A 24,558-nucleotide genomic window follows, 5' to 3' on the forward strand; every position below is an offset into this window, starting at 1 on the left:
GAGCAAATTAGTTCGTTGTCATCTTACAAGTTTATTCTTGAAGCCCTATTCTATGCAGCTTCATATTAAATTGGTATGAGAGAATGAAGGGTAACTACCGAAAAGCTACAGAAGAATACATTAATTTACTTTTAGAGACAATTGAACTAGAGCCGGAGCAATGTGGCTATGAATTCGGGAGATGGACGACAGCCAGACTGGCAATATATCTAGGAGAGAAGACAGGAATCGAGTTGAGTAGTACCCAAGTAAGGAGGATTTTAAAATCAAAAAAGTATGTTTACATCTGGGCTAAATATAGCTTAGAGGATAAGCAAGATACCGTAGAGAGAAGTTTATTTAAAGATAAATTAGCTGAGTATCTAAGAATCGCCAAAGAATCTCCAGCTCTTCTACAGGTATGGTTTTGGGATGAGAGTGGATTTAGTTTGAGAGTAATTAGAAGGAAAAATTGGTGTAAAAAAGGGACTCGAAGCAAGAAAAGAGGAGACCGAAGAAAGGGTCGTATTAATGTCATGGGTGGAGTGAGGTATTCAGACAAGAAAAGATGGGTAGATTTTATTCCATCTGGAAATTCTGCTAATTTTTATGCAGTGCTGAAAATTTGTAAGGATTCAGGTCACTGAACTCCTTGCTGGGCAAAGACTTTAGATCTGGAGCTTGATGCTAAATAAATCTCTATTCTCAATAAAAGACAAAAAATGACAGTTTTTCGTCCTTTATTGACAATCAACCACGAAAGGCAAAAACCCTTATTTTGCCCTACAACCCTTGCCAGACAAGCGTTGGAGCCGCAAGTTTTTAGACCTGAATCCTTACGAAAATTTTTTATGGAGATTTAAGAGCCGAGTGGATATTGCAAGGGAATTTAGCGGAAGATTTTCAAGATAAAGGCTGTAAGTTTGTCATTATTTTGGACAATGCTAGTTTTCATAAAAAAGCAGAGATTTTGCAGAAAATAGCAGCAGATATGCCTAATCTAATCATAGAGTTTCTGCCCAAGTATAGCCCGGACTACAACGCGAGTTGAGTTGGTATGGCATTCGGCTAAGGAATATGTTGCTAATAGATTATTTGAATCCCTTGAAAAACTAGAGTCACTGTTAAATAAATTGTTAAATGAAGGAGAACTAATTATGAAATGGAACCGAAAAGTAAAAAATAAAGGTAACGCGAGTTAATGCAGTTTAGATGTTTGACAGCTTACTGCTCGCTCAAACTCTCGATCAATTTATGAATCATTTACGATTGCTATAGTCCACATAAAATTCCATGACAGTAAATGTATAGTTTGTTACATTATACACCATAAAGTCAGGAGAGCCATTCCTCTTTTACCATGATAACCATTAGTCTTTCAGCAACGCCTATTTTCTAACTGTCTGGATCGTCTATCCCCAATTTGCACAACAGGCAATATTCGGATTTGCCTGTTGTGCGATTCATTTTTCGGCAATCTTCATGCCTGTTAACTCTCAATTTTATAACCTGCCGTTTAATAACAGGTTAAAAATAGATTAAGCGGGGAAATCTGCAAAACTGCTAACATTTACCAGCGCTAAATCTGGACAAGTCCGTTTGATCAAACCTGTGAGAACTTTGCCGGGGCCAATTTCCACTACGCGATCGATTCCTTGTTGTGGCAATTGCAGGGAAATTTCTCGCCAGCGCACGCCTTTGGTCATCTGCTGAGTCAACCGCTGCTTTAAAGTGGCTGCGCTGGTAGTGGCTGACGGTTCTGCGTTCGAGAGCACCAGCATTTTAGCATCGGAAAACCTGGCAGACTTTAAGGCTAGTTGAAACTCTGCCGCCACTGATGCCATCAGGGGAGAGTGAAACGCACCGGAAACATTCAATTTAACGGCGCGTTTGACTTTGATTTTGGCAAGCAAATCTTCTACTGCTGCGGGCGTTCCAGAAATCACGACTTGTGCTTCGCTGTTGTCGTTTGCCAGCACTACGTCTCGGCTGTATTGAATTTGCAATTCTAGTTCCTGCCTGTCGAACCCGATCAAAGCCACCATTTGCCCGCCGGAGGCAGTGTCCATGAGTTCGGCGCGGCGTTTGACTAAGCGCAATCCGGTTTCAAAGTCAAAGACGCCTGCTGCGTAGAGGGCAACATATTCTCCTAAACTGTGACCGGCAACTACCGCTGGCCGATCGCTTTTTTCTCGCATTAAGTCGGTCAAAATACTTTCTACTACGAACAAGCAAGGCTGAGTGTAGAGAGTTCGAGATAGTTTTGCTTCTTCTTTTTGGCAAACTTCCGAGACAGACCAACCTAAAATTTCTTTAGCGAGCTCAAATTTGGCTTTGGCTGTTGGCAAGTTTAATAAGTCTGCACCCATCCCGATCGCCTGGGAACCTTGCCCGGGAAATACCCATGCTGTTTTAGTCATTTTTCCGGTAATCTGCTAATTGGTGGTTGCTAATTGGTGATTGCAAAAATTCTTTCTTTCCCGCTTCTAAGTTCGCTCGCTGGTATCCGCTATCTTTCGGTTAACGAACTCTCTACTCGCGACTCACAATTATAACATAATAATTGCAGTTTTTACGAAGTTTATATTTTTTTTGCTACTTTAATTAAATTAATAGCAGTAACAAAATTTTCCACCTTCTAGCCCGGGAAAGTCGATCAAACAATAGAGGATTTTCTATTTCAGGGCGTGCTTGTCAAGAACTCCTCTCCCGGGGGTGTGCGGCTGCACACCTTGCCCTATGTATGGCGTGTTCAAGGATTTGTATTTTGCAAGTGTCACAGCCCCGACAATAAGCAGGGCTAGTTTACAGCCGGCCGCCAAATATTACCTTCCCCATTGAAAAATCGCCGCCCCCCAAGTCAAACCTGCACCGAAACCAGCCGCAGCAATAGTATCGCCCGGTTTAACTTTACCCAGACGCACGGCTTCGTCTAAGGCAAGGGGAATTGAAGCCGCTGAGGTATTGCCGTAATTCGCCAAATTGCTAATTACTTTTTCGGGGGGAATCTTTAGCCTTTGGGCAACTGCATCAAGAATCCGCTGATTGGCTTGATGTAACAACAGCCAGTCAATTTCAGCACCGCTAATATTTGCCCGAAACATAGCTTTTTCTATGACTTCCGGCACTTTTTTTACGGCAAAGCGATAAATTTCTTGACCATTCATTGTGATGGGATTAAATCCGCCAACTCCGACGCTGACGCCCTCAATTAATTCTTTTGACTCGGCTTTGTAAGCCAAATTTAGAGACGAATTTTGTGTGCCGTCGCTGCGAATTTCAAATCCCAAAAAGCGATCGACTTCTGAAGCTTGTAATACCACCGCACCTGCACCGTCTCCAAAGAGAATACAAGTACCCCGATCCGACCAATTCACCCACCGAGATAAAATATCTGCTCCGATCAGCAAAACATTTTGATAAACCCCTGTCCGAATGAACTGCGAGGCTGTAACTAAACCAAAAACAAAGCCCGAACAAGCTGCTGTTAAATCAAAAGCCACAGCTTTTGTGGCGCCCAACTGATATTGAATTTTACTGGCAGTGCCAAACAAATCGTCAGGACTCGAAGTCGCCAAAATAATCAAATCAATATCTGTCGGCGAAATTTCTGCCATTGCGATCGCCTGAAGCGATGCCTCCGAGGCTAAATCGCACAAAGAAGTACGAGCGTCCGCCAGCCTGCGGGAGCGAATGCCCGTCCGCGCCCCAATCCACTCGTCAGAAGTTTCTACTATCTGACTCAAACCGTTATTATCCAGCGAAACCTGCGGTGTACAAGAACCGCTACCTGTGACGGCAATGCCGAACCCTGATTGCTGCAACATTCCTCTCCATTTACTCGCTGTTCGATCGAGAAATTAAAAATTAAAAACTACCAATTAAAATTATTTTTTAAACTGCTGAAATTACTTTATTTTAAGCAAAACAGTGGGTTTAAGCTGACTTTTTTAATTTTACATTTTTAATTTTTAATTCCTACTTACTGCCTCTAATTCACAGCTTCTTGTTCCATAGCGCTTTGGTGATTGGACGATCGAATTCGCTCCAGCACTTGGTTGTCAATAGCCTCCTTCGCCAAACGAATGGCATTAAAAATAGAGCCAGCTTGAGACGAACCGTGGCTGATAATGCAAACTCCAGCAACGCCCAATAGCAAACCGCCGCCGTGTTCAACGTGGTCTACCCGCTGCTTAAATCCTTGCAAGCTTTTTTGCAGCAGAGGATCGTTAATTTGATTTTGGAGTCCTTTGACTAATTCTTCCTTAAGAACTTGCACCACAACTTCGCCCACCGCTTCGGCAAACTTCAACAACACGTTGCCGACAAACCCGTCGCAGACAATCACGTCGAATTTCCCCGACAGCACGTCGCGGCCTTCGGCATTGCCCACAAAAGGAATGTTCGGGTTGTCCACCAATAACTGGTGGGTACGTACCGCTGCGTCGTTGCCTTTAGAAGGTTCTTCGCCAATGTTGAGCAGGCCGATTTTAGGTTCGGCGACGCCCAGCACGCACTGGCTGTAAATAGTTCCCATAAGAGCGAACTGCTCCAAAAATTTGGGGCGGCAGTCCACATTAGCGCCGACATCGAGAATAAGTACAGAGCTGCCCGGTACCATTGTCGGTAAAACCGCACCGATCGCAGGGCGATCGATTCCGGGGAGCCGGCCCAACCTGAGCAGGGCAGCAGCCATTGCCGCGCCGGAGTGACCGGCGGACACCACAGCATCAGCTTGCTGCTGCTTTACCAAGTTCATCGCTACGTTAATTGAAGCGTTGGGCTTGCGTTTGAGGGCACTCAAAGGTTCTTCGTGCATTTCCACCGCTCCTTCAGAAGGAACGATTTCTAGCTGACCTGTAGAGACGCGGCCGATCGCGTCTTGTTGCCGGAGCGAGTCTTCTATTTGCTGCGGGTCGCCCACAAGCAAAATCTCTACGCCTAATTCTTCTTGTGCCTTAAGCGCTCCAGCTACAACTTCGGCGGGGGCATGATCCCCGCCCATAGCGTCTATTGCAATTCTTGCGCGTGTCGATCCCATTGACCAATGTTTGAGAAACACTAAAAATTCTACCAGGAAGTCAGGAGCGTGAATCCAGAAGTCTGAATAAAGAACTAAAATCCGCTCGCAACGGCGATCGGACAATTCTCATTTCCGACTACTCTGATAGAACTTGTTTTGTCACTACTTTACTATTTTTGACTGCAAATTGAAAAAATCAATGCAATAGTTTACATGACTTTAGGAGTAAAAGATGCTGGATTTATTTAGCTCAGGGATCGTGTCTCTGTGGCTGGACATGGCTGGGGTACGCAGTGTCGGGCCTAATGCTGCGTCAGTGCTGGCTTGGCGGGGAGGGATACCCGGGTTAGTGGTGGCCGAAGATTTGGCTTTTGGGGGAATAGATGCGGCAAATCCAGACTTGCCAGCAGAAGCGACGGTGCGGGAATATTTAAAAGATTTGAAAGACAAGAACCTGATTGATGGGAATCAGGGAATTTGGGTGCAAGCGGGAATGGTGCCGCTGGTAAGTCAGCAGGGCAAGACGCTGATGCCTGGGGCTTCGCTGACTAAGATTGCTACTTCTCTGGCGTCGCTGGAGACTTGGGGCGCGGATTATCAGTTTGAAACGCGGTTCCGAGCAACGGGGCCGATTACCAATGGTGTATTGCAGGGAGATTTGGTGGTCAGCGGCGGGGGCGATCCGCTGTTTGTGTGGGAGGAGGCGATCGCCGTTGGCAATGCTCTCAATCAAATGGGTATCGAGCGCGTGGCGGGAAATTTGGTGGTGACAGGCAATTTCCGCATGAATTACCAGTCCGATCCTTTGGTGGCGGGGGAGATACTGCGGCAAGCTCTTGAGGGTAGCAATTGGCCTGCGGAAGTGGTGGCCATGTATTCTAAGATGGCTCCGGGAACTAGAAAGCCGCAAGTAACGGTTGCCGGCAGCGTCATTGCTGAGAAATTTGTGACTTCGGGGCATTTGCTGCTGAAACGCCGATCGCTCCCTTTAGCGGAAATTCTCAAGCAGATGAACGTCCACAGCGACAATGAAATAGCTCAGATGCTGGCCGACGACTTGGGCGGGGCAAAAATAGTCCAGCAGCAAGCGACTTGGGCTGCGGGAGTGCCGGAGGAGGAACTTCAATTAGTTAACGGTTCGGGATTGGGAGTGGAAAATCAGATGTCTCCGAGGGCTGCTTGTGGGATGATGCAGGCGATTGCCCGCAACCTTCAGACTACAGGGCTGACGATTGCTGACTTGTTTCCGGTGTCCGGGCGCGATCGAGGAACTTTGGAAAACCGACACATTCCGCGATCTGCTGTGGTGAAAACTGGTACTTTGGACACGGTGATTGCTTTGGCTGGAGCCATACCCACGCGCGATCGGGGTTTAGTTTGGTTTGCAATTATTAATCGCGGCACCGATTGGGACTCTTTGAGAGCGCAGCAAGATATATTTTTGCAAAAATTGGTGCAGCAATGGGGAACTGCATCGATTTTGCCACTAGCAATTACACCGCACATTGACGGCGCCAGACCTGCCTTGGGGGCAGCAAATCGTAGCGATATTTTGGTCGGAGGTTAAGAAATAGGGGTTGAGTTGGAGTTCGGGGAAGGAGCGCTGACAAAATAGCTTAGAATTGGAACAAGACTATTGTGCAAGAAGATGATCAAACTGCGATTGAAGAGATACGGGAAAAAACGCGAGACAAGCTACCGGATTGTAGCGATGAACAGTTCTACTCGCCGCGACGGCCGTCCCCTAGAAGAGCTCGGCTATTACAACCCCAGAAATAATGAAACCAGGCTGGATGTTCCAGCGATTGTCAAGCGCCTGCAACAAGGCGCTCAGCCAACTGACACCGTGCGTGACATCCTGAGAAAAGCCCATGTATTTGAACAAGTCGGAGCCGGAGCCAACGTTGAATCCAGCACAGCAACAGTCAGCTAGTCCCAACTATGCTGGACTGGTTAAATTTTTAATTGGGCCTTTTTTAGAGACCCCAGGCTCTTTGCGGGTTGATTGCGAACTGCACCCGCGCCAATCGCGGGTCTGGGTTAGGCTTGCTTTTGAAGATCCCGACAAAGGCCGGGTGTACGGTAGGGGCGGACGCAATATTCAGGCAATTAGAACTACGCTCGAAGCGGTGGCGCAGACGGCGGGTCAGTCCCTCTACTTAGATATATACGATGGTGAAGCGGGCGATCGTGGATCTGGCCCGCCCAGGGGCGATCGCGATCGTCCGGATCGCGATCGCCCAGATCGCGACCGCCCGGATCGCGACCGCCCAGATCGTGGCTCGCGGGAGCCGCGAGGCGACTTCCGACCCCGGACGCCACCTCCGTCGCCGAGTCCCTTAGCTAGCAGAACTCCGAGAGAACAACCTCGCCGTACTAACACACCTACGTTTAGAACGAGCCGAAATACTCCCGGTTATTAACTAACTGCAGAGCCCAGAAAGAATTTTAGATTTTAGATTGCCTGTTGTAGACTTTGTATTACAAGCCCCGTTTGGTTTGAAATTGCCGGTTTTGCGATCGGAAACAAATGTAAAATTTAAAATTTCAAATGTCAGCGGCATCAGGTTAATCTAAAATCTAAAATTTCCAATCTAAAATCTAAAATTGCCTGACTTAATAGAAGGGAGATTTGATTTGTGCCTCAAGCACCAAACTCATTTGGGAGCTAAATCTAAAAGACGCCTTAGATACTAGGTAAAACCTAGTAACGGGCGTTTTTTTGTTCGCAAATAGTGAGTGGTTTAACGTTTAGTTGTTAACTTTTAATTGCTTATTTGGAGGAGCTTATGTTGGCATGAATGAAAAACTAACAATAGAGTTACCGAGCATTCAAAGCGCAATGTCGCTGGCGGGTAATCAAGAAGAAAACCTGAAAATGATCTCTAAGCAAACCGGTGCTACCCTGGTAATGCGAGGGCAAGAACTGCTGATTTCCGGCACAAAAAGTCAAGTAGAATTGTGTCATAAATTAGTGCGATCGCTCTCCGACTATTGGAAATCCGGCAAAAATATTACCGGAGTTGAAATCCAGACGGCGCGCCAAGCTTTGGATACCAACCGCCAAGGCGATTTACAAGACTTACAGCGAGACGTTCTCGCCAGAACCCGCCGCGGCGAAGAAATTAGAGCCAAAACCTTCAAGCAGCGGCAATACGTCCAAGCAGTACGCACGCATGACCTGACATTTTGCATTGGCCCCGCTGGTACTGGCAAAACATTTCTAGCAGCTATATTCGCCGTGCAAGCGCTGTTAAGCAAGCAGTACGAACGGCTAATTTTAACCAGGCCAGCCGTGGAAGCTGGTGAAAAATTAGGGTTTTTGCCGGGAGATTTGCAGCAAAAAGTCGATCCATATTTGCGCCCGCTTTACGACGCCCTACAAGAAATGATCGACCCTGAAAAAATGGCCGATTTAATGGAAAGAGGCTTGATCGAAGTAGCTCCTTTAGCTTATATGCGGGGGCGCACTCTCAGCAATGCTTTCGTAATTTTGGACGAAGCTCAAAATACGACGCCGGCTCAGATGAAAATGGTGTTGACTCGTCTGGGCTTTCGATCGAGAATGGTAGTAACGGGCGATATCACTCAAACAGATTTGCCGCCAAACCAACAGTCGGGATTGTCAGTCGCCCAAAACATTCTACGCAACGTTGAGGGCATTGCTTTCTGCGAATTTTCTCAGGCGGATGTGGTGCGACATCCTCTAGTGCAGCGGATTGTCGCTGCTTACGAACTGCACGAAACATGAAGGAATAAGGCCCTTCGACTTCGCGATCGGGTAAAAATAAGGAAGAAGGAAGGCTTTAGTTATCTGGGAGAGAAGGGAGAAGGAAAATTTATCCTTTTTTCTCTAATTCGTTTTCCTAATTCCTAACTTTCATTTGATTATCATCGATTTAATCCACAATCCACAATCCAAAATTGATATGACTGCGACTCTGAAAGAATTCTTGGAAGCTTGCGAACAATTGGGAACGCTGCGTTTAATCGTGACTAGCAGCGCGGCGGTGCTGGAAGTGCGCGGTTCAATTCACAAGCTGTTTTATGCGGAGTTGCCGAAGGGAAAGTATGCCAATATGCACGCCGAAATATTTGAGTTTCACCTAAATATGGACAAAATAAAACAGGTGAAGTTTGAAACTGGTGAGGCGAAAAGAGGCAATTTCACTACTTATGCTATCCGTTTTCTGGACGAACAGAATGAGGCTGCTTTGAGCGCGTTTTTGCAGTGGGGAAAGCCGGGGGAATACGAACCAGGACAGGTGGAAAATTGGCACGAATTGAAGGAAAAATACGGGGAGGTTTGGGAACCTGCACCTGTTGAGGCGCTTTAAAACCTAGGCTTTTCCACCTTTGAATTGGATATTGGGGGCGGGTAGGATGCCCCACCCCTACTCCCCACAAGCAGAATATTTATTTTTGTGCAACAGGCATCTTGCCTGTTTATGAAAATGGTATAAAATATGATGTTTAACGGATTTGTTGTCTAATTTTTGAATTAATGAACCGCAGAGGGCGCAGAGAACGCAGAGAAGAGATAAAGAAGAGAAAGAGAGACAGAAGGTTAGTTGTTTGAATGTAATGTGGTATGAAGGTAATTTGGGGTTTTTGTCTGGTTTTGGTGGTACTGCTGTGGGGTGGCGGTGCGAGGGCGGGGGTTTTGGGCGATCGCATATCAAGTTTTCCCAATTGGGAAAGCAAGCCTCCTATCGCTGTAGCTAAGGGAGACTTGGTATATCCAGACTGGATGGCGGGGAATTGGAATGTTGCTAGCACTTTGGTAGATTTAGCCGCTCCTTTAGCGCCAAATATTGTCACGCCAGGGTTTGAAAGCAACCGCCAGTATTTGGAGCATCCGGTATTATTTAAAGTGCGATTTCAACCTGAAAAAAATCTTGGGTTAATTTCTAATTATACATTTAAAAAGGCTCAAAAGATTGTAGCCGATCGCACTTTTAACGGTTTGAATATTGCTAAGGCTTATTTAGGCGATGGTGGGGTAGTTTCGGTGAAAGTCGATCCGACCAATCCCAACCGCCAAATTACTGTGTTGAAAGGGGAACGCCAATTAATTTCGATTGTTACCAGTCGCAGCACTGAAACGCCGAATCCTCGCGAGTTTGTGTCTACAGAGATTTCTCAGCAGATTTTTCGGGGAGAGTCTGATATTTATTTAAATGAGGTGGAAACAACAACGGCTTATCGAGTTGTTGGAGGCGGAGAAAATGGCGATTCTGCGAGTAAAAGAATTGAGGCCGATCAGGTGACGGCGATTTATTTGTCGCCGCAAGACCCGGATTATTTTGCTGCTGGGGGGCATCCTGTGGCTCTGTATCGATATCGGTTGGAGTTGGTGCGGGCATAATTAAGCTGTCATCTCGATCGACCTAGCAACTTCAATTTCAACCAATCGATTATCGACTCTCAAGGTCGTGCGATCAATACTTGGGCTGATGTGATTAACCGCGCTAACTGGGGTAGGAAAGTGATGCACGAGCGCAATGCTCACAACTTCCCGCTTGATTTGGCTGCTGGTGAAACCACCCCAGTAGCAATGGTTGCTCCTTCTATCAATGGTTAATTTTTAACTTGAGATAATCAAAAAGCGCCCCTATTTCTAGGAGGACTTTTTGTTTGGAAAAAATAATTTTGCGATGACTCGGCGGTTGAAACCGCGTCTACACAAACGAAGTCCACCTCCGCGGACTAAAGAATAGAATATTAGGATAGACGCCAAGTTTTAGAAGTCGTATTTTATAGAAAAGCGATTGTAAAAGGTAAGTCAAATGGTTGTCGCAATTTCTAAAGCAGGATTGGGTACAGGTGTGGCTTTCCTGTCAAACGTGACATGGGAGACTCTGGAAAAGTTGGATGCAGATTTGGCTGACACTGGGGCGCGTTTAACTTAGGAATGACAATTTAATAACTTTAGCGTCTGCTAAATAGTCGGAACTGCACGATAATTCCATTTTGGTAGATAGTCATCAAAAATAATTTTCATTGTTTCTTTAAATCCCTTAGCTACTTTTCGACCAGTTTCATAAATTTTATCGCTCACATTTACTACCACAGAAAGCCCGGTTTTAGTATGAGTTTTTGCCATGAGTTTTTTCACTAACTCAATACTGGTAAAAATTACTCCTTGACAGGCTCTGGTTACGTGAGGAAACAAACGATGTTCAATCGGATTATACTTCGATGTATAGGGAGGATAGTGTGCGATCCTAATTTCTATTCCTAGCTCGTCAACTAATTTTTGTAAATCCGATTTAAAGATATGATGATTGGAATTATTACTGCCACCGCCATCGCATTTTATCAAAATTGAATCGGCTTGAGGGTAGATAAAATTTCCGTAATTAACCCACCATAATTTTATCGATTCACAAGCAAATTCACTCGTGTCTTTACTGATTCCCAGGTTTAAATATCCTCGGTTATGTTGTAGATCATAAATTCCATGAGGTACTACTTTTCCGTCAGCCAAACTCCAAAAATCATGGTCAAATGTCGTAATAGCTTCCGTAGTATATAGACTTCCGGCTCGATATAGATTTCCAATAAATTCCTTCTTTTTCGTGTCCATACTAACAATTGGATTTCCCTGTAACTCATACTCTGCCGTAATTCGTGCCAGATTTTCAAATTGTTCATTACGATTCTTTGTTACTCCGGTTGTTTGTTTTTTTTGAGCTTGACGTTTCACATATCCATGTTTTTTTAACAGTTTTTTAACAACTGTTGTACTGACTATTGTTTCCTGAGCCTTCAGACCTTCAACTATTTGTTGCTGGGTAAGATTTGTCCATTTAATTTTTTCCGACATTGGATCTCCGGCTGTGTGGTTTTTTAAGACTTCTAAAAAACGCTCATTTAAATCAGGTATCTCCGACTCCCTAGTTTTTCTTCCTCCTCCACGTCGGCGAATTCTGTGTTGATTTAAAGTAGTGTTTGATTCAGTTTTTAATTCCTTAATTCCCTTGGCTATTGTATTCCTGTCTACTCCCAAAACTCGGGCTATGTAAATAATTCCACCACGACCAAGTTTTACGGCTTCTATCGCTGCATATTTTCTTTGATCTTTTTCAGATAAAGACTGGTGATGTTTTCGCATTAAATCAGTAATTTCGTCTGAGTAACACATAAATTAAGTTAGTAAGAAATGATTTAAATCAAAAAATCCTGGGCGACATAAGAAGAACCAAGTAGGTATAATATTTGACATCTCTACCGAAACATAAACCTCTTCATATTCACTCATTTATTTATTATACATCGCTGATGTTATTAAATTTTCATTCCTTATTTGGATGGGTGTTTAGAAATTATGGGTTCTTTTTCTGAGGAACATGAAGAGTCTACAAACACTTTAGATCAGCTTTTAGAAATGTATATGCGGACGAAAGACATTCGTTTTTATGCGCGTGGTAGTACAACCATCGGGATGAAGGAATTGGGCGCACGGAAGGAACCAGATGAGTCTTATTGTTTGGGTACGCGCAAGTCAGTTCCAGATTTGGCGATCGAAATAACAGTGACGAGTGGTGGAATTGATACGCTGGAAATCTATCGTCGGGTGGGTGTGCAGGAGGTTTGGTTTTGGGATGATGGGGTAATTTCGGTTCATTGTTTGCGCTCTACGGGATATGAGTTGGTCAGTAAGAGCGAATTGTTGCCGGAGTTGGATTTGCGATCGATCGAGTTTTATTCGCGGATGGCCGACCAATATGATGCGGTGAATGCTTTTATGCGATCGATGTAGAATAGAAAAGAGTAATTCTGTGGTTTAATTGCTTTACTATCGGGTGAAATTACCGATAGGTTATAGAATATTTAAGTTGCACTGAATGTATGCTTTGAATACGGGATTGAGAAAAAACATCGATCGCGCTCCTACTAACATTTTTTCCACTAAGCCGCGTCGGGCTAAGGATTGTATGGCTTGCCAAAATTCTGATTGGGATAATTCAGTATCAGCAGGTTGTCGTGAAATATCTACAGCTTCATTTTGACTGGCTAACGAGTATAACGCCTTTTTTTCTGAGTCTGATAAACGCTCTAGATGAGATTCTAAAAAGGGTTCTAACTCACCTAAAAATAAATCTGCTGTTCCATCTGCTAAAAATAGGGAAACGCTACCGTTAAATAATTCCAAAATTGTAGCAGCGATGATATTTAGCCAGGAAGGATGTCCTTGATAAAGGTCGATCAAGTCTGACCATTTTTCCTCATCTGCTAATTCTTTTTCTCTGAGAATTTCTGCTGCTTGTTCTCCTAACCCTTTGAGGTTTAAGGTTTGCGTCGAGAGGTTTACTGCTTCTAAAGCAGTAATTTCTCTTGGTTTTTCCCAACAGAGGAGGATTAAACAACTTTGATGAGAGGATGTGGCAATTTGTTTGAAAAATTTGCCATAATCTTCATAGCCGGCTAAATATTGACCGGCTAATTGACTGCTTTTAAAAATATTTTGTACGTCATCAAGGATTACTAAACAGCGAGAATATCGAAAATAATCGATGACTGTGGGTAATGAGGGTTGTGGCGATCGCCCAAAAAATTGCTTGAGTTCGGTTTTGAGGGTTGAAAGTGTGGGTGTGTCAGCGAGGCTTAACCAAATAATATAATCAAATTGGGTTTGAGTTTGTTCGATGAGTTTGAGGGCGATCGCGCTTTTGCCAATTCCGCTTAAGCCGTAGATGGTAATCAAGCGGGTGTGGGCTTGCAAAATCCATTGTTTGAGGGTGGAGAGTTCTGAGGTGCGATCGTAAAAGTAAGGGAGTTCGGGTGCGTCTGTTAAATCGATTATGGGCGATCGGGCATTATTTTGGGGAGAGTCAGGGGCAGAGGGCGATCGCTGCTTGGCCTCTTCTGCACCTTGCCGTTTTTCTCCACAGATATTGATATGACTATTAATGTAACCAACAATCTGTGAACCATTATTGTTGTAAATATTAGACAATGCTTGTGTTTCTAAAATAGATCGAACATTAGATTGTTTAATATCTTCTCCCAATACGTCAGAAAGCATCTTCCATAATTTTCTAGAAACTTGTTTAATATGATCTTCACTCCGATTGCACTTTTTAGCTATTTTATGATATTTCTCCCCCTCCCAAACTTCTTTTAATATAGAGCTTTGCAATGAATCAATATGTTTTCCCGTCTTCACAAATACTTGCTCGTCAGTCCATTGTAAAACCTCTTGGATATCCATAGCTAAAAGTTGGTTTATTTTTGACAATCACACTATATCACACTTTCTGACACCTGTGAAACTAAATAACACTTTTTATTCTTAGTGAAAAGTGTTTTAAAAATGTAACTGTACACTAAATAACACTTTTATTGATCTCAAAAAATATAGTTTCCGAGTAAAATAATTAGAGATACAAGGAATCTAGTATAAATTTATAAGTTATCAAAGGCTCTGGAGGAAATATGACACGGTTTAACTGGTTTGCCAAAGACACCTCTCAAGAAGATCACAAACTCACTTCTGGGGATGTGCAGCGGATCGTGGGCGAATTTAATAAATGTTTGCCACGCATTCTGGGGATACCTGAAGTTTTAGAGGGGATCACCTTTGAGGAAGCTATAAATTATTTCCAGAGCGATCGCCCTGGGACTCCTAATGTAAAAAAAGGAGCAATTATTTGCCAAAAGCATCCCGAAGGAAAAATTATAGGACAGGTATTTTTAGATCAAAATAACCACTTGATTTGTAGTTCAAATGAAATACCTTATGGTCGTCACTTCATCGCCAAAAAGCTCGACCAAAAATTAACTGATATCTTGGGCGATCAAGAATTAGTTCCCATTGAGTTGAAGGCTAAAGAATCTGGTGAATCTCAGCTTAGTGAAGAAACTACTCAAAAACCGCGGATTGTAAAAATTTCTAAGATAGTTAGTATCATTATTTGGTCGATTATAATTCTAATTGTATTAATTCCGTTACTGGGACGATTAGTTATGAGTCAGGCTTTAGCGGCAGAATTAACCTCTCCTCCCTCCATAGAAGTTACTCAATCTCTAGTCGCCTTTGGTGGAAGAGAAGAAGCTTTCAAAAACGCTTTGAACACGGCGAATCAAAGTGCGAAAAAATATGCTAACAATGAATTAAATCGGTGGGAGGAACAATTAATTAATCGAATTGATACAGATTTTTTAAATTGGTATTTTAATTACTTTAATCAGAAGCAGCAAGAATTTGGTGTTCTTTTTCAATATATAGGCGAGAATGTTATGAATGGGTTTAATACGAGTATAGTCAATGAAAAGATTGCCAAAAGCATAAATGACAACATTCAAAGAGAGTTTGCTAGGAGAGTATTGCAAGCAAACTCAGCAGAAATGAAATTTCATACAATAGTAATTGAGACAGCTAATTTTTATATTGAACAAGTATCTAAGGAGTTTGATGATGTACCAAAAATGTATAAAATTCCCCAAGCCGACTGGGATAAATATTTAGAAGGTATAAATTTTAGGTTAGAAAATGAACGAGGAAAGGAAGTATCTTTAGTAAGATTTGTAGGGGCTGCTGGAACTGCTAAAATTACGGCTACAATTGCTGCTAAAGCAGGTAGTAAAGCTGTAGCTGCTATTTCTTCGCAACTAGGAAGTATGATTGAGCCTACCCTGGCCATAACTTTAATCGCTTGGGATTATTGGGATTATACTCAAGGAGTTCAACAAGACAAGCCCCGTTTGCGTGAAGATTTAGTCAACTCTTTACATGACATCAAAAAATCTATTTTAAGCGAGCCAGAACATAGTGTAATGTCTGTTGTCAATGAATTGGAGCAAAAAATTAAAAACAATGTTTTGCAGGCGAACTTTCCGGCTTAAAAGTTTAGAAGTGATATGCTTTCTATCTAGATAGCAATTATAGGCTGCGTCAGGTAAAATCAATCTCCAATTTGAGAACAGGACTTGCCCTGACGCACTGTTATCCCCACATTTAACTAGCGAGGCCCAGCTTCAATTGCAGAATTGGCTATTTGAACGAGCGTTTCCTCTCGCCCATTCTTCATCGTTACTCGATACAAAACTCCTTGATACTGCCATTCAACTAAAGCCGTGCAGTAAGCACCGCAGCCATTATAAAAAACTCCTTGTGTTCTGCCAGCTAATTGAATGGTTTTGAATTCACTCCTAAATCCTCTAGGCGGTGCTTGGGCTGGTTCTCCACCTCTTTCTGCTGAGATACTCCCGATATAGCAAGGCGTACTGCTGCAATTAGGTATGTGGCCCATTTCAACACTATAGCCATTTGTTTCTACTTGGTTTTTCAAGTAAATTTTTTCGGAGAAGGGAAGCTGACTGGGGAGAAAAATTGGTACTCTCGTCTTACCTTCAATCTGCGAAAGAATTTCACGAACTGGAAAAGAAATACTTGATCGCGAATTACCAGCTTCAGAATTAGCAGACTGAGGGCGAAACCCTTGCACAAAATTCGTCCACCGCTGAATTTTATTACCAGTAATATCTAAAATTGGAATAGAACGAGTCCTCGATATTGGCCGCCCAGCCTCCCCCTGAGAATATTCGATCGCAGTACGCTCTGGTTTCCCTAAACCGTAAGTATTAGCAATATCGCTAGCCAACTGACAGTTGATTCTGAATTGCCCCATATCAATTTTACCATTTCCGGCGCGGTAATACCAAGTTCTACCGCCAGCGTTGGGTATCTCCCGACAATCCGAATATGTCACCTCAAACATCTTGGCGATATGCACGTCATAGAGGCGCAATTGACCCCCATAAGCAGATTTTGTGGTATTGGTTTCTGACACCGTAAGGGTATAAGTTCCTTCCGCGTGTTGCAATCTCATGGGAACTTGTGTTTGAGCGATCGCCCCTGGTATACCCTGAATTTGGGTTACTGCTCCCCAACTCAAAGTAACAAACCCCAAACTTGTTAGTAATAATTGTTTTGTAACTTTCATTTGTCACTTAAAAGCTAGAGGATATTTACAGCCTATCTTCAATATAAGCTAAAGCTGCGTTAATTTGTTCCTCTGTAAGCTCAAATAATCCCCTGATAAACTTAGGCGGATATTGAGCCGTCACATAGTCCATGATGTCGTAGATAGTGATGCGCGTACCTGCGAGCTTCCGTCCTCTTTCTGTACGGATGATAGCTATTTTTTCGTTAGATATGTTTGTCATGCTTATCGCCTCCTAGAACAATAGTCCGGACAGTTTTTATAGGGCCCAATGGCTTATGCTCGCTTGACTTTGAGCCACTATGAATAATTAAATCAATGTCAGATCCACGCCTGACTTACATTTAATTCGACTAATTCGACTTTTTTATGATCCTTGCCCCGCGTAAGCTTGTAGTATCGTTCCAAAAACTGTCCGGAGTCTTGCTAGAAGTTATCTTTATATTAATATCTGATTCGCCGCAATTTTTGGATTCTGTCTTACTAACTGCCTAAGTTAAATTATTAATAATACTCGCAATTTTCCAGAGTCCGATCGCACTTTCATTAAAAAGCCAGTTTTTGAAATAACTCCGCAATCGGAAGAGTAAAGCGGGGGACGATTTCTTCGCCATCTAGGGAATCAGCAGACTTGAGCAGGCGATCGGGATCTTGGGACGATCGATACACCAACACATACTGTTCTTTAGGATGAATCACCCAAACTAAACGCGCTCCATTTTCAAAATATTCTACGAGTTTCTCGTAAATTTCTGCCACTATATTGCTAAGAGAAAGGATTTCTACTCGCATTACGCTCTGGTTTCCCTAAACCATAAGTATTAGCAATATCGCTAGCCAACTGACAGTTGATTCTGAATTGCCCCATGTAAATTTTACCATTTCCGGCGCGGTAATACCAAGTTCTACCGCCAGCGTTGGGTATCTCCTGACAGTCCGAATATGTCACCTCAAACATCTTGGCGATATGCACGTCATAGAGGCGCAACTGAGCCCCATAAGCAGATTTTGTGGTATTGGTTTCTGACACCGTAAGGGTATAAGTTCCTCCGCTCAAGTTCAAGATAATCTTCAAGGAAAATACTCAAGACTCGTCGAAAGTCGGCGGCACGGCAACCCAGATTAAAGAAAGTAATTAACAGACCGGCAGTTAGCTGCACTCACCAAACGTTTAAAGAACAAGTGCTCGGAGGTAGCGAGTTTGGCACGGCGCCAAATATTACCACGCTCCGAAATGCAACAACTCCCCTGCTGCAAGTCTTAGGCAAGAACAGCATTGGTTAGGCCACATTCGCTCAAGTAGCCAATCAGAAAGCGGTGCGCGTTGTTCCAGTCAACGGTGCGACGCCGGATGCGGGTAACTATCCTTACAAGCGGCAGTTGTACTACGCCTACAAAAATCCTCCTAGCCAAGCAGTTAAGGATTTCTTGGGCTATGCGACTTCTTCGGGAGGACAGAAAGCTATGCTGGCCGGAAATTGAGCCTTTGCAAACCTCCGACATTCAGTGAAATAGTCCACCAGACTGAAGTCTGGCGCTACACAAGCTTGCGTCCGCGCCGGCGGACTTCTTCTTTAACCCACGTAGGTGGGTTTTGTGTGTGTAGCCGCGGTTTCCAACCGCCCGCAACCCTACAAACCTCAAAATACTATTCATTTGTCATTGCTGAACTGATAGGCTAATATTCGATGTAATTTAAAACTTAAGGTTTTTCTGTGAGCAAAAGTCGCGAACCCGTCGAAAGTTTACTTCTCTACTATTTATTCAAATGGTCCATTGTCAGCCCGATGCTGCACCTGTACTTTCGAGGCCGCATCTACGGTGCAGAAAATGTTCCGACAGAAGGGCCTGTGGTAGTAGTCAGCAATCACGCCAGCGATTTTGACCCGCCGATTTTGTCGAATTGCATGAGGCGGCCTGTCGCATTTATGGCAAAGGAAGAGTTATTTAAAGTTCCTATTTTGAAACAGGCAATTACGCTTTACGGTGCTTACCCAGTCAAGCGGGAAAGTGCCGATCGCAGTGCTATTCGCTCGGCGATCAATTCTTTGGAAAATGGCTGGGCGACGGGTGTATTTTTGCAGGGAACTCGCACCCCAGACGGCAGAATTACTGAACCGAAATTAGGTGCTGCGCTGATAGCTGCTAAGGCAAAAGCGCCGCTGTTACCTGTTAGTTTGTGGGGAACTCACGCGATTTCGTCGAAAGGTTCGGCAGTGCCGCGTCCGGTGCCGCTGACGGTGCGAATTGGCAAGCTAATTGAAGCGCCCGGTTCCTCGGATCGCGAGGAGTTGCAAGCGCTGACTCAAAGATGTGCGATCGAGATTAATGCCATGCACGATTTGGGTCGCTGATTTTATAACTTTTGTTGCTGTTTTTCAGGTTATATCTACAGATAGATGAATGCTGAAGATAAACATCGAAAAATATCAATATAAGTGATTGAAAACAAGCGCAATAATTAGGCTTGAATTTGACTTTCCTTTGATAGGAGATAAGAAGAAAGATATGGTAACAAGCAATCAAACCCGCGCGTTGGGATTGTTTTCTAACCGCGAAGATGCGGAGCAAGCTCTGACAGAATTGAAATCTTCCGGGTTTCCAATGGATAAAGTTTCGGTTGTTGCTAGGGATGCAGGCGAGTCTGTAGGCGAGACTGAAACGATCGCTCAGGTGGGCGATAAAAATCTAGACACAGGAGCAGGAGTGGTAGCAGACACTCTGACAAATAGTGCTTTAGCCACCGTGCTAGTGGGTCTCGGAAGTTTAGCTATTCCCGGAATCGGGCCGATGATTGCAGCGGGCACTTTGGGCGCCTCACTGTTGGCTAGCGTAGCAAGCACTGGCGTCTCGGCAGCGGCTTTCGGTGGAGTGGTGAAGGCATTCACTGACTTGGGAATTCCCGAAGAAACAGCTAGAATTTACACCGATCGCCTGCGGGCCGGCGATTATTTGGTGGTAGTAGATGGCGCTGAGGATGATATTAGTCGGGCTCAAGGGATTTTCAGCAGTCGGGGCATTCAAAATTGGGGCGTTTTTTAAACAAGAATTGTGCACCAAGTCTATCCCTAGGGCGATGCACACCTCACCATTGGTGACAACAATCCGCTCAAATTTAGTACCAGACTTTTCGGTGAAAATTAGCGCATCGATCCCCCCTAACTAAAAAAGGGGGGAAGCGGAAACGGTGTTTCGTCCCCCGGGAAGGGTATTGAGATTCGGCTAAAACCGCGATCTAGATGCGGTTTTAGTCTGAAGTGGACATTCATTCATTGCCCACGCGCTCCCTACAGGTAAATTATTGATTTTTATCGCTCATCTTTTGATGCTGAGGCGGTGACATAAGCGACAGCTAAAGGCGAAATTTTTTCTGTAACTGCTGCGATAACTTGGCGATCGAAGTCAGTCCAAACTCTGGGGCGATCGAACCTACAAGGCTGCAAAACCCCCCACAATAAGCCGTCAGCACAAAGGTGAGCGTGAATCAAAGCTCGATGTCCGAACTCTTTTGCCTCAAAATCTTTGTTGACAACTTCAGGATTTGCTGTTTCAACATCCTCAACAAAAATCGAAGGTTCAGTTCGCAAAGCTGCTGCAAACAAAGGGTCTTCTTCCCCTAAAGATTCCGGTTCTTTTTTCCATTCTGCGTCCCAAACCTCTGGAATGTTCGAGTTGTGACGCCAGCAGTAAGGTACTCTGCCCATTTGCGTTTCAGGATTGCGGAGGTAGAGAAAGACCCGATCGCAATTTAACACCTCCCCTAAAGCCGGCACCAAAGCCGAAAAAACAGCATCCGGCGTTTTGCTGTCACTCAAAATTTGCTCTAGAACTTGTGGCAGAATTTGGTCGGTCATTAACTTTAGCTTTTGAAGTTCATCTACTAATTTTAAACTACTCCTTCTTTTCTCTTCTCTCCTTTTACCCATTTGTTATCAGCGTCTTCCCGATGCCTTAAATCGCTATAGAAGACAAGTTTTAAAACCAGAGGGAATGGGAAAAAATTTAAAACTTGCTCAATGCTTTCCTTTGTTTATTCAATTCTGGCTTGGCTGAAGTCAGCACCCGTATAACCGGTTGTCAGCCAAAGAATAGCCCTAGCACCGTCGCGAACAGCTTTTTCCACCGGTTCGGGGGTTCGCCCAGACGGAACTGCCACAGGCTTAAAACTAATGCCTCGACTGCCGAGTACGATTTCGCCGATAATCTGAGCTCGCCGCATATGATCGTCAGAAGTGATCAGATACACGCTCTCAATCCCTTGAGCTTTCAATTCATCTACCAGGGTGGTAAAATTTGTTACCGTGTCCACCGCTCTGTAGTCTAAGTGCAGGCGATCGGACTCAATTCCCGCTTCTGAAAATACCCATTCCGCGAACTCCGGATTGCTCCCAGACGACACCCAAATCGGCAATTCAGGATGAGCCCGAGCAAATTTGGCGGCAAACACCTCTCGCTCCGTAGCCCCACCTAGAACTAACAAAGCTTGGGGTCTCTGAAATTCGCTCTTAACCTGCTGATAGCCAAACCAGCACGCCGTCAAAAGCCCTACTAGGAACCAAAAACTGCGTGAAGTGTTCAAACGCTTGTAACGCTGCGTGTTTGAGTTGATTCTTAACCACATCTAAACCTATAAAAATTTTATGTAACTCACAAAGGAACCATAACAAAAAATACCGCACGTATAGCCCACTAACAGGAATTAAAAATTAAAATTAAAAAAAGGGTCGGGGGATCATAGATTTTAGATTTTAGATTTTAGATTTTAGATTGACTCTACGCTTGTGGTGGGGCTTAAACAGGTGATTTTAGATTTTAGATTTTAGATTTCAGATGGATTCTATAGATGTTCTGCGTAAGTCCTCATCTTCAAGCAAGTATTCGTCTGTGGGCGAATTCGTTAGCGGATATGCAAAAAAGAGGGGCAAAACTTAGGCTTACCCCTCCTGCTGTTAATTTTTCTTGATTTTTAACGGGACTGGCCGGGTTCGAACCGGCGACCTAGCGCTTCAGATTTGTGTGAGTTTCCCCACTCTCTGGACTATACCTTCACCATATGCTTGCAGCTTTTAGGTGGTGACCGTCTAGTCTCTAAACCTTCCTGATTTCAATATAGGCGATTGTTTAATCGCCCTGAACTCAGGCTTGGCTTGGTATTGCCTTAGAGTTATAGGAATCCACGAACTCTTTAGGTTTCACCAAATTTGACCACATTCACTCCCAGAGTTTCCTCGCAGGGTGCCCGATGCTTCAGGAGGCGCTTGCTCTATCCATCTGAGCCACAGCCCCAGTTGCTAAACCGTTTTGATTATAGCAGTTAATGTCGATTTTGAATTTTTTATTTTCGATGATTAGCGATCGCACGCTACCAATTTCGCAGCGATGCGGGCAAAGTTTTCTGCTGCCGTGAGTTTACCAGCACCGTAACAGGCGCGCTGTCTCCATGCGGTGACGGGGAGATGTCCGGGGGGAGCATCTTCGTTGAAGGAGAGCTCGCTGTAATATTTCCAATTTTCCTTGACTCGCCAGCCGACTCGATCGCAAAATTCAGTATAATTTGCCTCGGTACTTTCCCAAATCTGCTGCTGCACGCTTAACCCGAACCGCCCGCTGCTGTATTGTTGCCAAAGTTGGTCGATCGTGCGAAGGTCTGTAAGAGGAAAACTGTCAATATCGGCTGCACTCAGCCAGCCTTCGTCTTGCCTGACAGCGATTTGCAGCAAGATTTCCCAAGTGTGTTCATCAGCTTTGCGCCATTTTCCGGTTTCTAATAGCTTTGTCAGTTGGCGGTAGTCCATCCCCACTTCCGAGATAGCGGGAGTTTGGTCAGGTATGGCGGCTATTTTGTCTTCTAGTCGCAGTAGAGTGCTGACAATCAATTCGGGGTTTAGTTGTTCGAGGCGGTACAGAACCCATTCTAACTGAGATTGAATGTACGTGCGGGCGATCGCACCTTCCTGAAATTCGCTCTGCAACTCATCAAATTTAGCTGACCAATTTTGTTGATTGCGAGCCAATTCCCACATTTGTTTGGCCCACTGCAATCTAACTTGTTCTTTTTTTAAATAAGTTTTGGAAGGCTTAGCACGTTGCGGGTAGGGAGTCAAATCCCAGCCGCAAATCGAGCAAAACTCTGCTTTTTCTTCTATGTATTCAGCACCGCACACTGGACAGTTAGACATATTGCCATAAATTCGGTTGCCAAGTAATTATATTACATCGCGTAAATTAACCCTAATTCTATTAGGTACGCACTTTGCACCCTACAATGAGAGTTTTTCTGTACTAATTTGGGCATTTAGCACCCGAAAGTTAGAGTTATTTATACCCCTCTAACAAGGCAAGCGAATAGTAAACAAACTGCCTTTGCCCAAATCTGATTTTACCTCGATCGTCCCGCGGTGAGCTTCGACAATTTGCCGACAGAGGTGTAGTCCCAAACCTGTAGCGGATCTCTTGTGAGTTCCCGAACCAAACCTTTCAAATAACTTTGCTTTTTCGGTGGGAGAAATACCGGCACCAGTGTCTTTTATTTCTATTATTACCCATGCCAGCGGTTGGTTTTTGAAGCTCGTATAAGCAGGTGAATTGGCAGCTTTTAAGCTGACATCTATTGAGCCCTTGTCGGTGAATTTAATCGCATTTCCGATGAGATTTGTTAGCAAGCGGTGGAGTTCCAGACGATCGCCCGGATACTTCGCAATCGGTGCACTTTCTGCACTTTCTGTCAAGTCTAAATTTATCGACAAACCTTTAGCATCGGCTAGGGGAGCTAGTTCTTCAGCTACCTCAGTAATAAGCTGGCGCAAATCCACGGCAGCGAAACTTAGGGATTTGGCGCCTGCTTCGTAGCGGTAGACTTCCAGCAGCATATTTACGAGCGCGATCAGGTTTTTGTTGCTGCGAACCATCGTCCCGAAAGCGTCGCGCATGGGAAGGGAAATTTCTCCCAAAGCTCCCTGCTGCATTAAAGTTAGCATTCGATCGGCTGCTACGAGGGGCGTCCGCAAGTCGTGAGCGAGTCGGGAGACAAAATCTTCGCGCTGGAGGGCGATCGAATTGCGCTCGTCTACGCTGTGTTTTAGTCGCAGGAGCGATCGAACCCTCGCCAGCAGTTCATCCATTTCTACTGGTTTGCGGATGAAATCGTCTGCTCCCATGTCCAATCCCTGCACTACGCTCGCACTGTCGTGAGCAGTGATCAGCAAAATCGGCATAAACGGCAATTCCTTATTTTCTCGGATTCGTTTAGTGACTTCGTAACCATCCATTCCCGGCATCATCACGTCTAGCAGTACCAAATCCGGGGCTGACTTGTCAATTTGACTCAAGGCAGAAAAGCCGTTTTCCGCCGTGCTAATTTCGTAACCTTCTTCTTCTAGGATTGTCTGAACCAACAAAACATTATCTGGTGCGTCGTCTACCACCAGAATGCGATCGGCTTTTGTGGCATTCGGAACAGATAAATAACTCATTTAATTGTTAGCCTGGAAATAAATACTAACTTTAATATGCCATCCGATTTATCATTTCACATTTTTACACTTGTTAACTCTGTCATAAGGAAGATTTAAAATCTTTATCAAATCTTTTTACTTTTGAGCACTC

At 44.2% G+C, this 24,558-nt stretch carries 26 protein-coding genes and 2 pseudogenes; 15 read left to right on the forward strand and 13 right to left on the reverse strand.

Annotation, left to right across the window (positions count from 1 at the left end; all coding sequences use genetic code 11):
• Positions 1-80 precede the first annotated feature (80 nt).
• Positions 81-602 (forward strand): annotated as a pseudogene (locus QUA25_RS15840) (IS630 family transposase); the annotation flags it as partial.
• Positions 603-913: 311 nt separating this feature from the next.
• Positions 914-1,030 (forward strand): transposase, encoded by a 117-nt coding sequence (locus tag QUA25_RS29510; RefSeq protein ID WP_445304874.1) that lies wholly within the window; start codon positions 914-916, stop codon positions 1,028-1,030.
• Positions 1,031-1,517: 487 nt separating this feature from the next.
• Here QUA25_RS29510 and fabD read toward each other — a convergent pair whose 3' ends face one another.
• The 3 genes from fabD to plsX all read right to left on the reverse strand — a co-directional run bounded on the left by fabD (position 1,518) and on the right by plsX (position 5,020).
• Positions 1,518-2,399 (reverse strand): ACP S-malonyltransferase, encoded by an 882-nt coding sequence (gene fabD, locus QUA25_RS15850; protein WP_333039425.1) that lies wholly within the window; start codon positions 2,397-2,399, stop codon positions 1,518-1,520.
• Between the two features lie 405 nt (positions 2,400-2,804).
• Entirely contained in the window at positions 2,805-3,806 is a 1,002-nt protein-coding gene (locus QUA25_RS15855; RefSeq protein ID WP_333039428.1) for a beta-ketoacyl-ACP synthase III, read from the reverse strand.
• A 164-nt stretch (positions 3,807-3,970) separates the two neighbouring features.
• On the reverse strand, positions 3,971-5,020 hold the full coding sequence (gene plsX / locus QUA25_RS15860) for a phosphate acyltransferase PlsX (RefSeq protein ID WP_333039555.1): 1,050 nt from the start codon (positions 5,018-5,020) through the stop codon (positions 3,971-3,973).
• 214 nt (positions 5,021-5,234) lie between these two features.
• On the opposite strand from plsX, the gene QUA25_RS15865 reads away from it, so the two are divergent.
• From QUA25_RS15865 to QUA25_RS15900, 8 genes and pseudogenes are all read left to right on the forward strand, one after another.
• Entirely contained in the window at positions 5,235-6,569 is a 1,335-nt protein-coding gene (locus QUA25_RS15865; protein ID WP_333039430.1) for a D-alanyl-D-alanine carboxypeptidase, read from the forward strand.
• Positions 6,570-6,650: 81 nt separating this feature from the next.
• Positions 6,651-6,935: a 30S ribosomal protein S16 gene (rpsP, locus tag QUA25_RS15870; RefSeq protein WP_333039433.1), complete on the forward strand. Its 285-nt coding sequence runs from the start codon at positions 6,651-6,653 to the stop codon at positions 6,933-6,935.
• A complete protein-coding gene (locus tag QUA25_RS15875) occupies positions 6,874-7,425 on the forward strand; it encodes a KH domain-containing protein (protein WP_190663637.1) in 552 nt (183 codons plus the stop codon). Before rpsP ends, QUA25_RS15875 begins: the two co-directional genes overlap by 62 nt.
• Positions 7,426-7,799: 374 nt before the next feature.
• A complete protein-coding gene (locus tag QUA25_RS15880; protein WP_333039441.1) occupies positions 7,800-8,753 on the forward strand; it encodes a PhoH family protein in 954 nt (317 codons plus the stop codon).
• Positions 8,754-8,931: 178 nt separating this feature from the next.
• Positions 8,932-9,339 (forward strand): ChuX/HutX family heme-like substrate-binding protein, encoded by a 408-nt coding sequence (locus QUA25_RS15885; protein ID WP_333039443.1) that lies wholly within the window; start codon positions 8,932-8,934, stop codon positions 9,337-9,339.
• A gap of 254 nt (positions 9,340-9,593) precedes the next feature.
• Positions 9,594-10,370 (forward strand): DUF6816 family protein, encoded by a 777-nt coding sequence (locus QUA25_RS15890; protein ID WP_333039446.1) that lies wholly within the window; start codon positions 9,594-9,596, stop codon positions 10,368-10,370.
• A 24-nt stretch (positions 10,371-10,394) separates the two neighbouring features.
• A pseudogene (locus QUA25_RS15895) lies at positions 10,395-10,586 on the forward strand (photosystem II q(b) protein); the annotation flags it as partial.
• 205 nt (positions 10,587-10,791) lie between these two features.
• Positions 10,792-10,914 carry a hypothetical protein gene (locus QUA25_RS15900; RefSeq protein WP_333039449.1) on the forward strand — a complete coding sequence of 41 codons (123 nt, stop codon included), beginning with the start codon at positions 10,792-10,794 and terminating at the stop codon, positions 10,912-10,914.
• A gap of 29 nt (positions 10,915-10,943) precedes the next feature.
• On the opposite strand, the gene QUA25_RS15905 is transcribed toward QUA25_RS15900, so the two are convergent.
• On the reverse strand, positions 10,944-12,149 hold the full coding sequence (locus QUA25_RS15905) for an ISAzo13 family transposase (RefSeq protein ID WP_333039450.1): 1,206 nt from the start codon (positions 12,147-12,149) through the stop codon (positions 10,944-10,946).
• 162 nt (positions 12,150-12,311) lie between these two features.
• Between QUA25_RS15905 and QUA25_RS15910 the strand changes: the two genes are divergently transcribed.
• On the forward strand, positions 12,312-12,767 hold the full coding sequence (locus QUA25_RS15910; protein ID WP_333039454.1) for a Uma2 family endonuclease: 456 nt from the start codon (positions 12,312-12,314) through the stop codon (positions 12,765-12,767).
• Positions 12,768-12,827: 60 nt separating this feature from the next.
• Here QUA25_RS15910 and QUA25_RS15915 read toward each other — a convergent pair whose 3' ends face one another.
• Positions 12,828-14,219, reverse strand: coding sequence for an ATP-binding protein (locus tag QUA25_RS15915; RefSeq protein ID WP_333039457.1), 1,392 nt, complete (start codon positions 14,217-14,219; stop codon positions 12,828-12,830).
• Between the two features lie 224 nt (positions 14,220-14,443).
• Here QUA25_RS15915 and QUA25_RS15920 point away from each other — a divergent pair, with 224 nt between their 5' ends.
• Entirely contained in the window at positions 14,444-15,853 is a 1,410-nt protein-coding gene (locus QUA25_RS15920; protein WP_333039459.1) for a hypothetical protein, read from the forward strand.
• Between the two features lie 116 nt (positions 15,854-15,969).
• Here the strand turns inward: QUA25_RS15920 and QUA25_RS15925 are convergent, their stop codons facing one another.
• The 4 genes from QUA25_RS15925 to QUA25_RS15940 all read right to left on the reverse strand — a co-directional run bounded on the left by QUA25_RS15925 (position 15,970) and on the right by QUA25_RS15940 (position 18,028).
• Positions 15,970-16,953, reverse strand: coding sequence for a hypothetical protein (locus QUA25_RS15925; RefSeq protein WP_333039462.1), 984 nt, complete (start codon positions 16,951-16,953; stop codon positions 15,970-15,972).
• Between the two features lie 25 nt (positions 16,954-16,978).
• A complete protein-coding gene (locus tag QUA25_RS15930) occupies positions 16,979-17,176 on the reverse strand; it encodes a DUF433 domain-containing protein (RefSeq protein ID WP_333039464.1) in 198 nt (65 codons plus the stop codon).
• 323 nt (positions 17,177-17,499) lie between these two features.
• Positions 17,500-17,745 carry a Uma2 family endonuclease gene (locus tag QUA25_RS15935; RefSeq protein WP_333039467.1) on the reverse strand — a complete coding sequence of 82 codons (246 nt, stop codon included), beginning with the start codon at positions 17,743-17,745 and terminating at the stop codon, positions 17,500-17,502.
• On the reverse strand, positions 17,720-18,028 hold the full coding sequence (locus QUA25_RS15940) for a hypothetical protein (protein WP_333039470.1): 309 nt from the start codon (positions 18,026-18,028) through the stop codon (positions 17,720-17,722). The genes QUA25_RS15935 and QUA25_RS15940 overlap by 26 nt, the downstream gene beginning before the upstream one ends.
• 242 nt (positions 18,029-18,270) lie before the next feature.
• Here QUA25_RS15940 and QUA25_RS15945 point away from each other — a divergent pair, with 242 nt between their 5' ends.
• The 3 genes from QUA25_RS15945 to QUA25_RS15955 all read left to right on the forward strand — a co-directional run bounded on the left by QUA25_RS15945 (position 18,271) and on the right by QUA25_RS15955 (position 19,995).
• Positions 18,271-18,435, forward strand: a complete 165-nt coding sequence (locus QUA25_RS15945; protein WP_333039473.1) for a hypothetical protein — start codon at positions 18,271-18,273, stop codon at positions 18,433-18,435.
• A gap of 233 nt (positions 18,436-18,668) precedes the next feature.
• Positions 18,669-19,307 carry a lysophospholipid acyltransferase family protein gene (locus tag QUA25_RS15950; protein ID WP_333039474.1) on the forward strand — a complete coding sequence of 213 codons (639 nt, stop codon included), beginning with the start codon at positions 18,669-18,671 and terminating at the stop codon, positions 19,305-19,307.
• A gap of 154 nt (positions 19,308-19,461) precedes the next feature.
• A complete protein-coding gene (locus QUA25_RS15955; protein ID WP_333039477.1) occupies positions 19,462-19,995 on the forward strand; it encodes a hypothetical protein in 534 nt (177 codons plus the stop codon).
• Between the two features lie 266 nt (positions 19,996-20,261).
• Here the strand turns inward: QUA25_RS15955 and QUA25_RS15960 are convergent, their stop codons facing one another.
• The 4 genes from QUA25_RS15960 to QUA25_RS15975 form a co-directional block, all read right to left on the reverse strand.
• A complete protein-coding gene (locus QUA25_RS15960; protein WP_333039478.1) occupies positions 20,262-20,807 on the reverse strand; it encodes a GAF domain-containing protein in 546 nt (181 codons plus the stop codon).
• 176 nt (positions 20,808-20,983) lie between these two features.
• Positions 20,984-21,574, reverse strand: a complete 591-nt coding sequence (locus QUA25_RS15965) for a YdcF family protein (RefSeq protein WP_333039480.1) — start codon at positions 21,572-21,574, stop codon at positions 20,984-20,986.
• A 727-nt stretch (positions 21,575-22,301) separates the two neighbouring features.
• A complete protein-coding gene (locus tag QUA25_RS15970) occupies positions 22,302-23,132 on the reverse strand; it encodes a GUN4 domain-containing protein (protein WP_333039482.1) in 831 nt (276 codons plus the stop codon).
• A gap of 150 nt (positions 23,133-23,282) precedes the next feature.
• Positions 23,283-24,425: a hybrid sensor histidine kinase/response regulator gene (locus QUA25_RS15975; RefSeq protein ID WP_333039484.1), complete on the reverse strand. Its 1,143-nt coding sequence runs from the start codon at positions 24,423-24,425 to the stop codon at positions 23,283-23,285.
• Positions 24,426-24,558 lie beyond the last annotated feature (133 nt).

Origin of the sequence: Microcoleus sp. Pol17C6 (genome assembly GCF_036701145.1) — a bacterium.
GTDB lineage: Bacteria > Cyanobacteriota > Cyanobacteriia > Cyanobacteriales > Microcoleaceae > Microcoleus.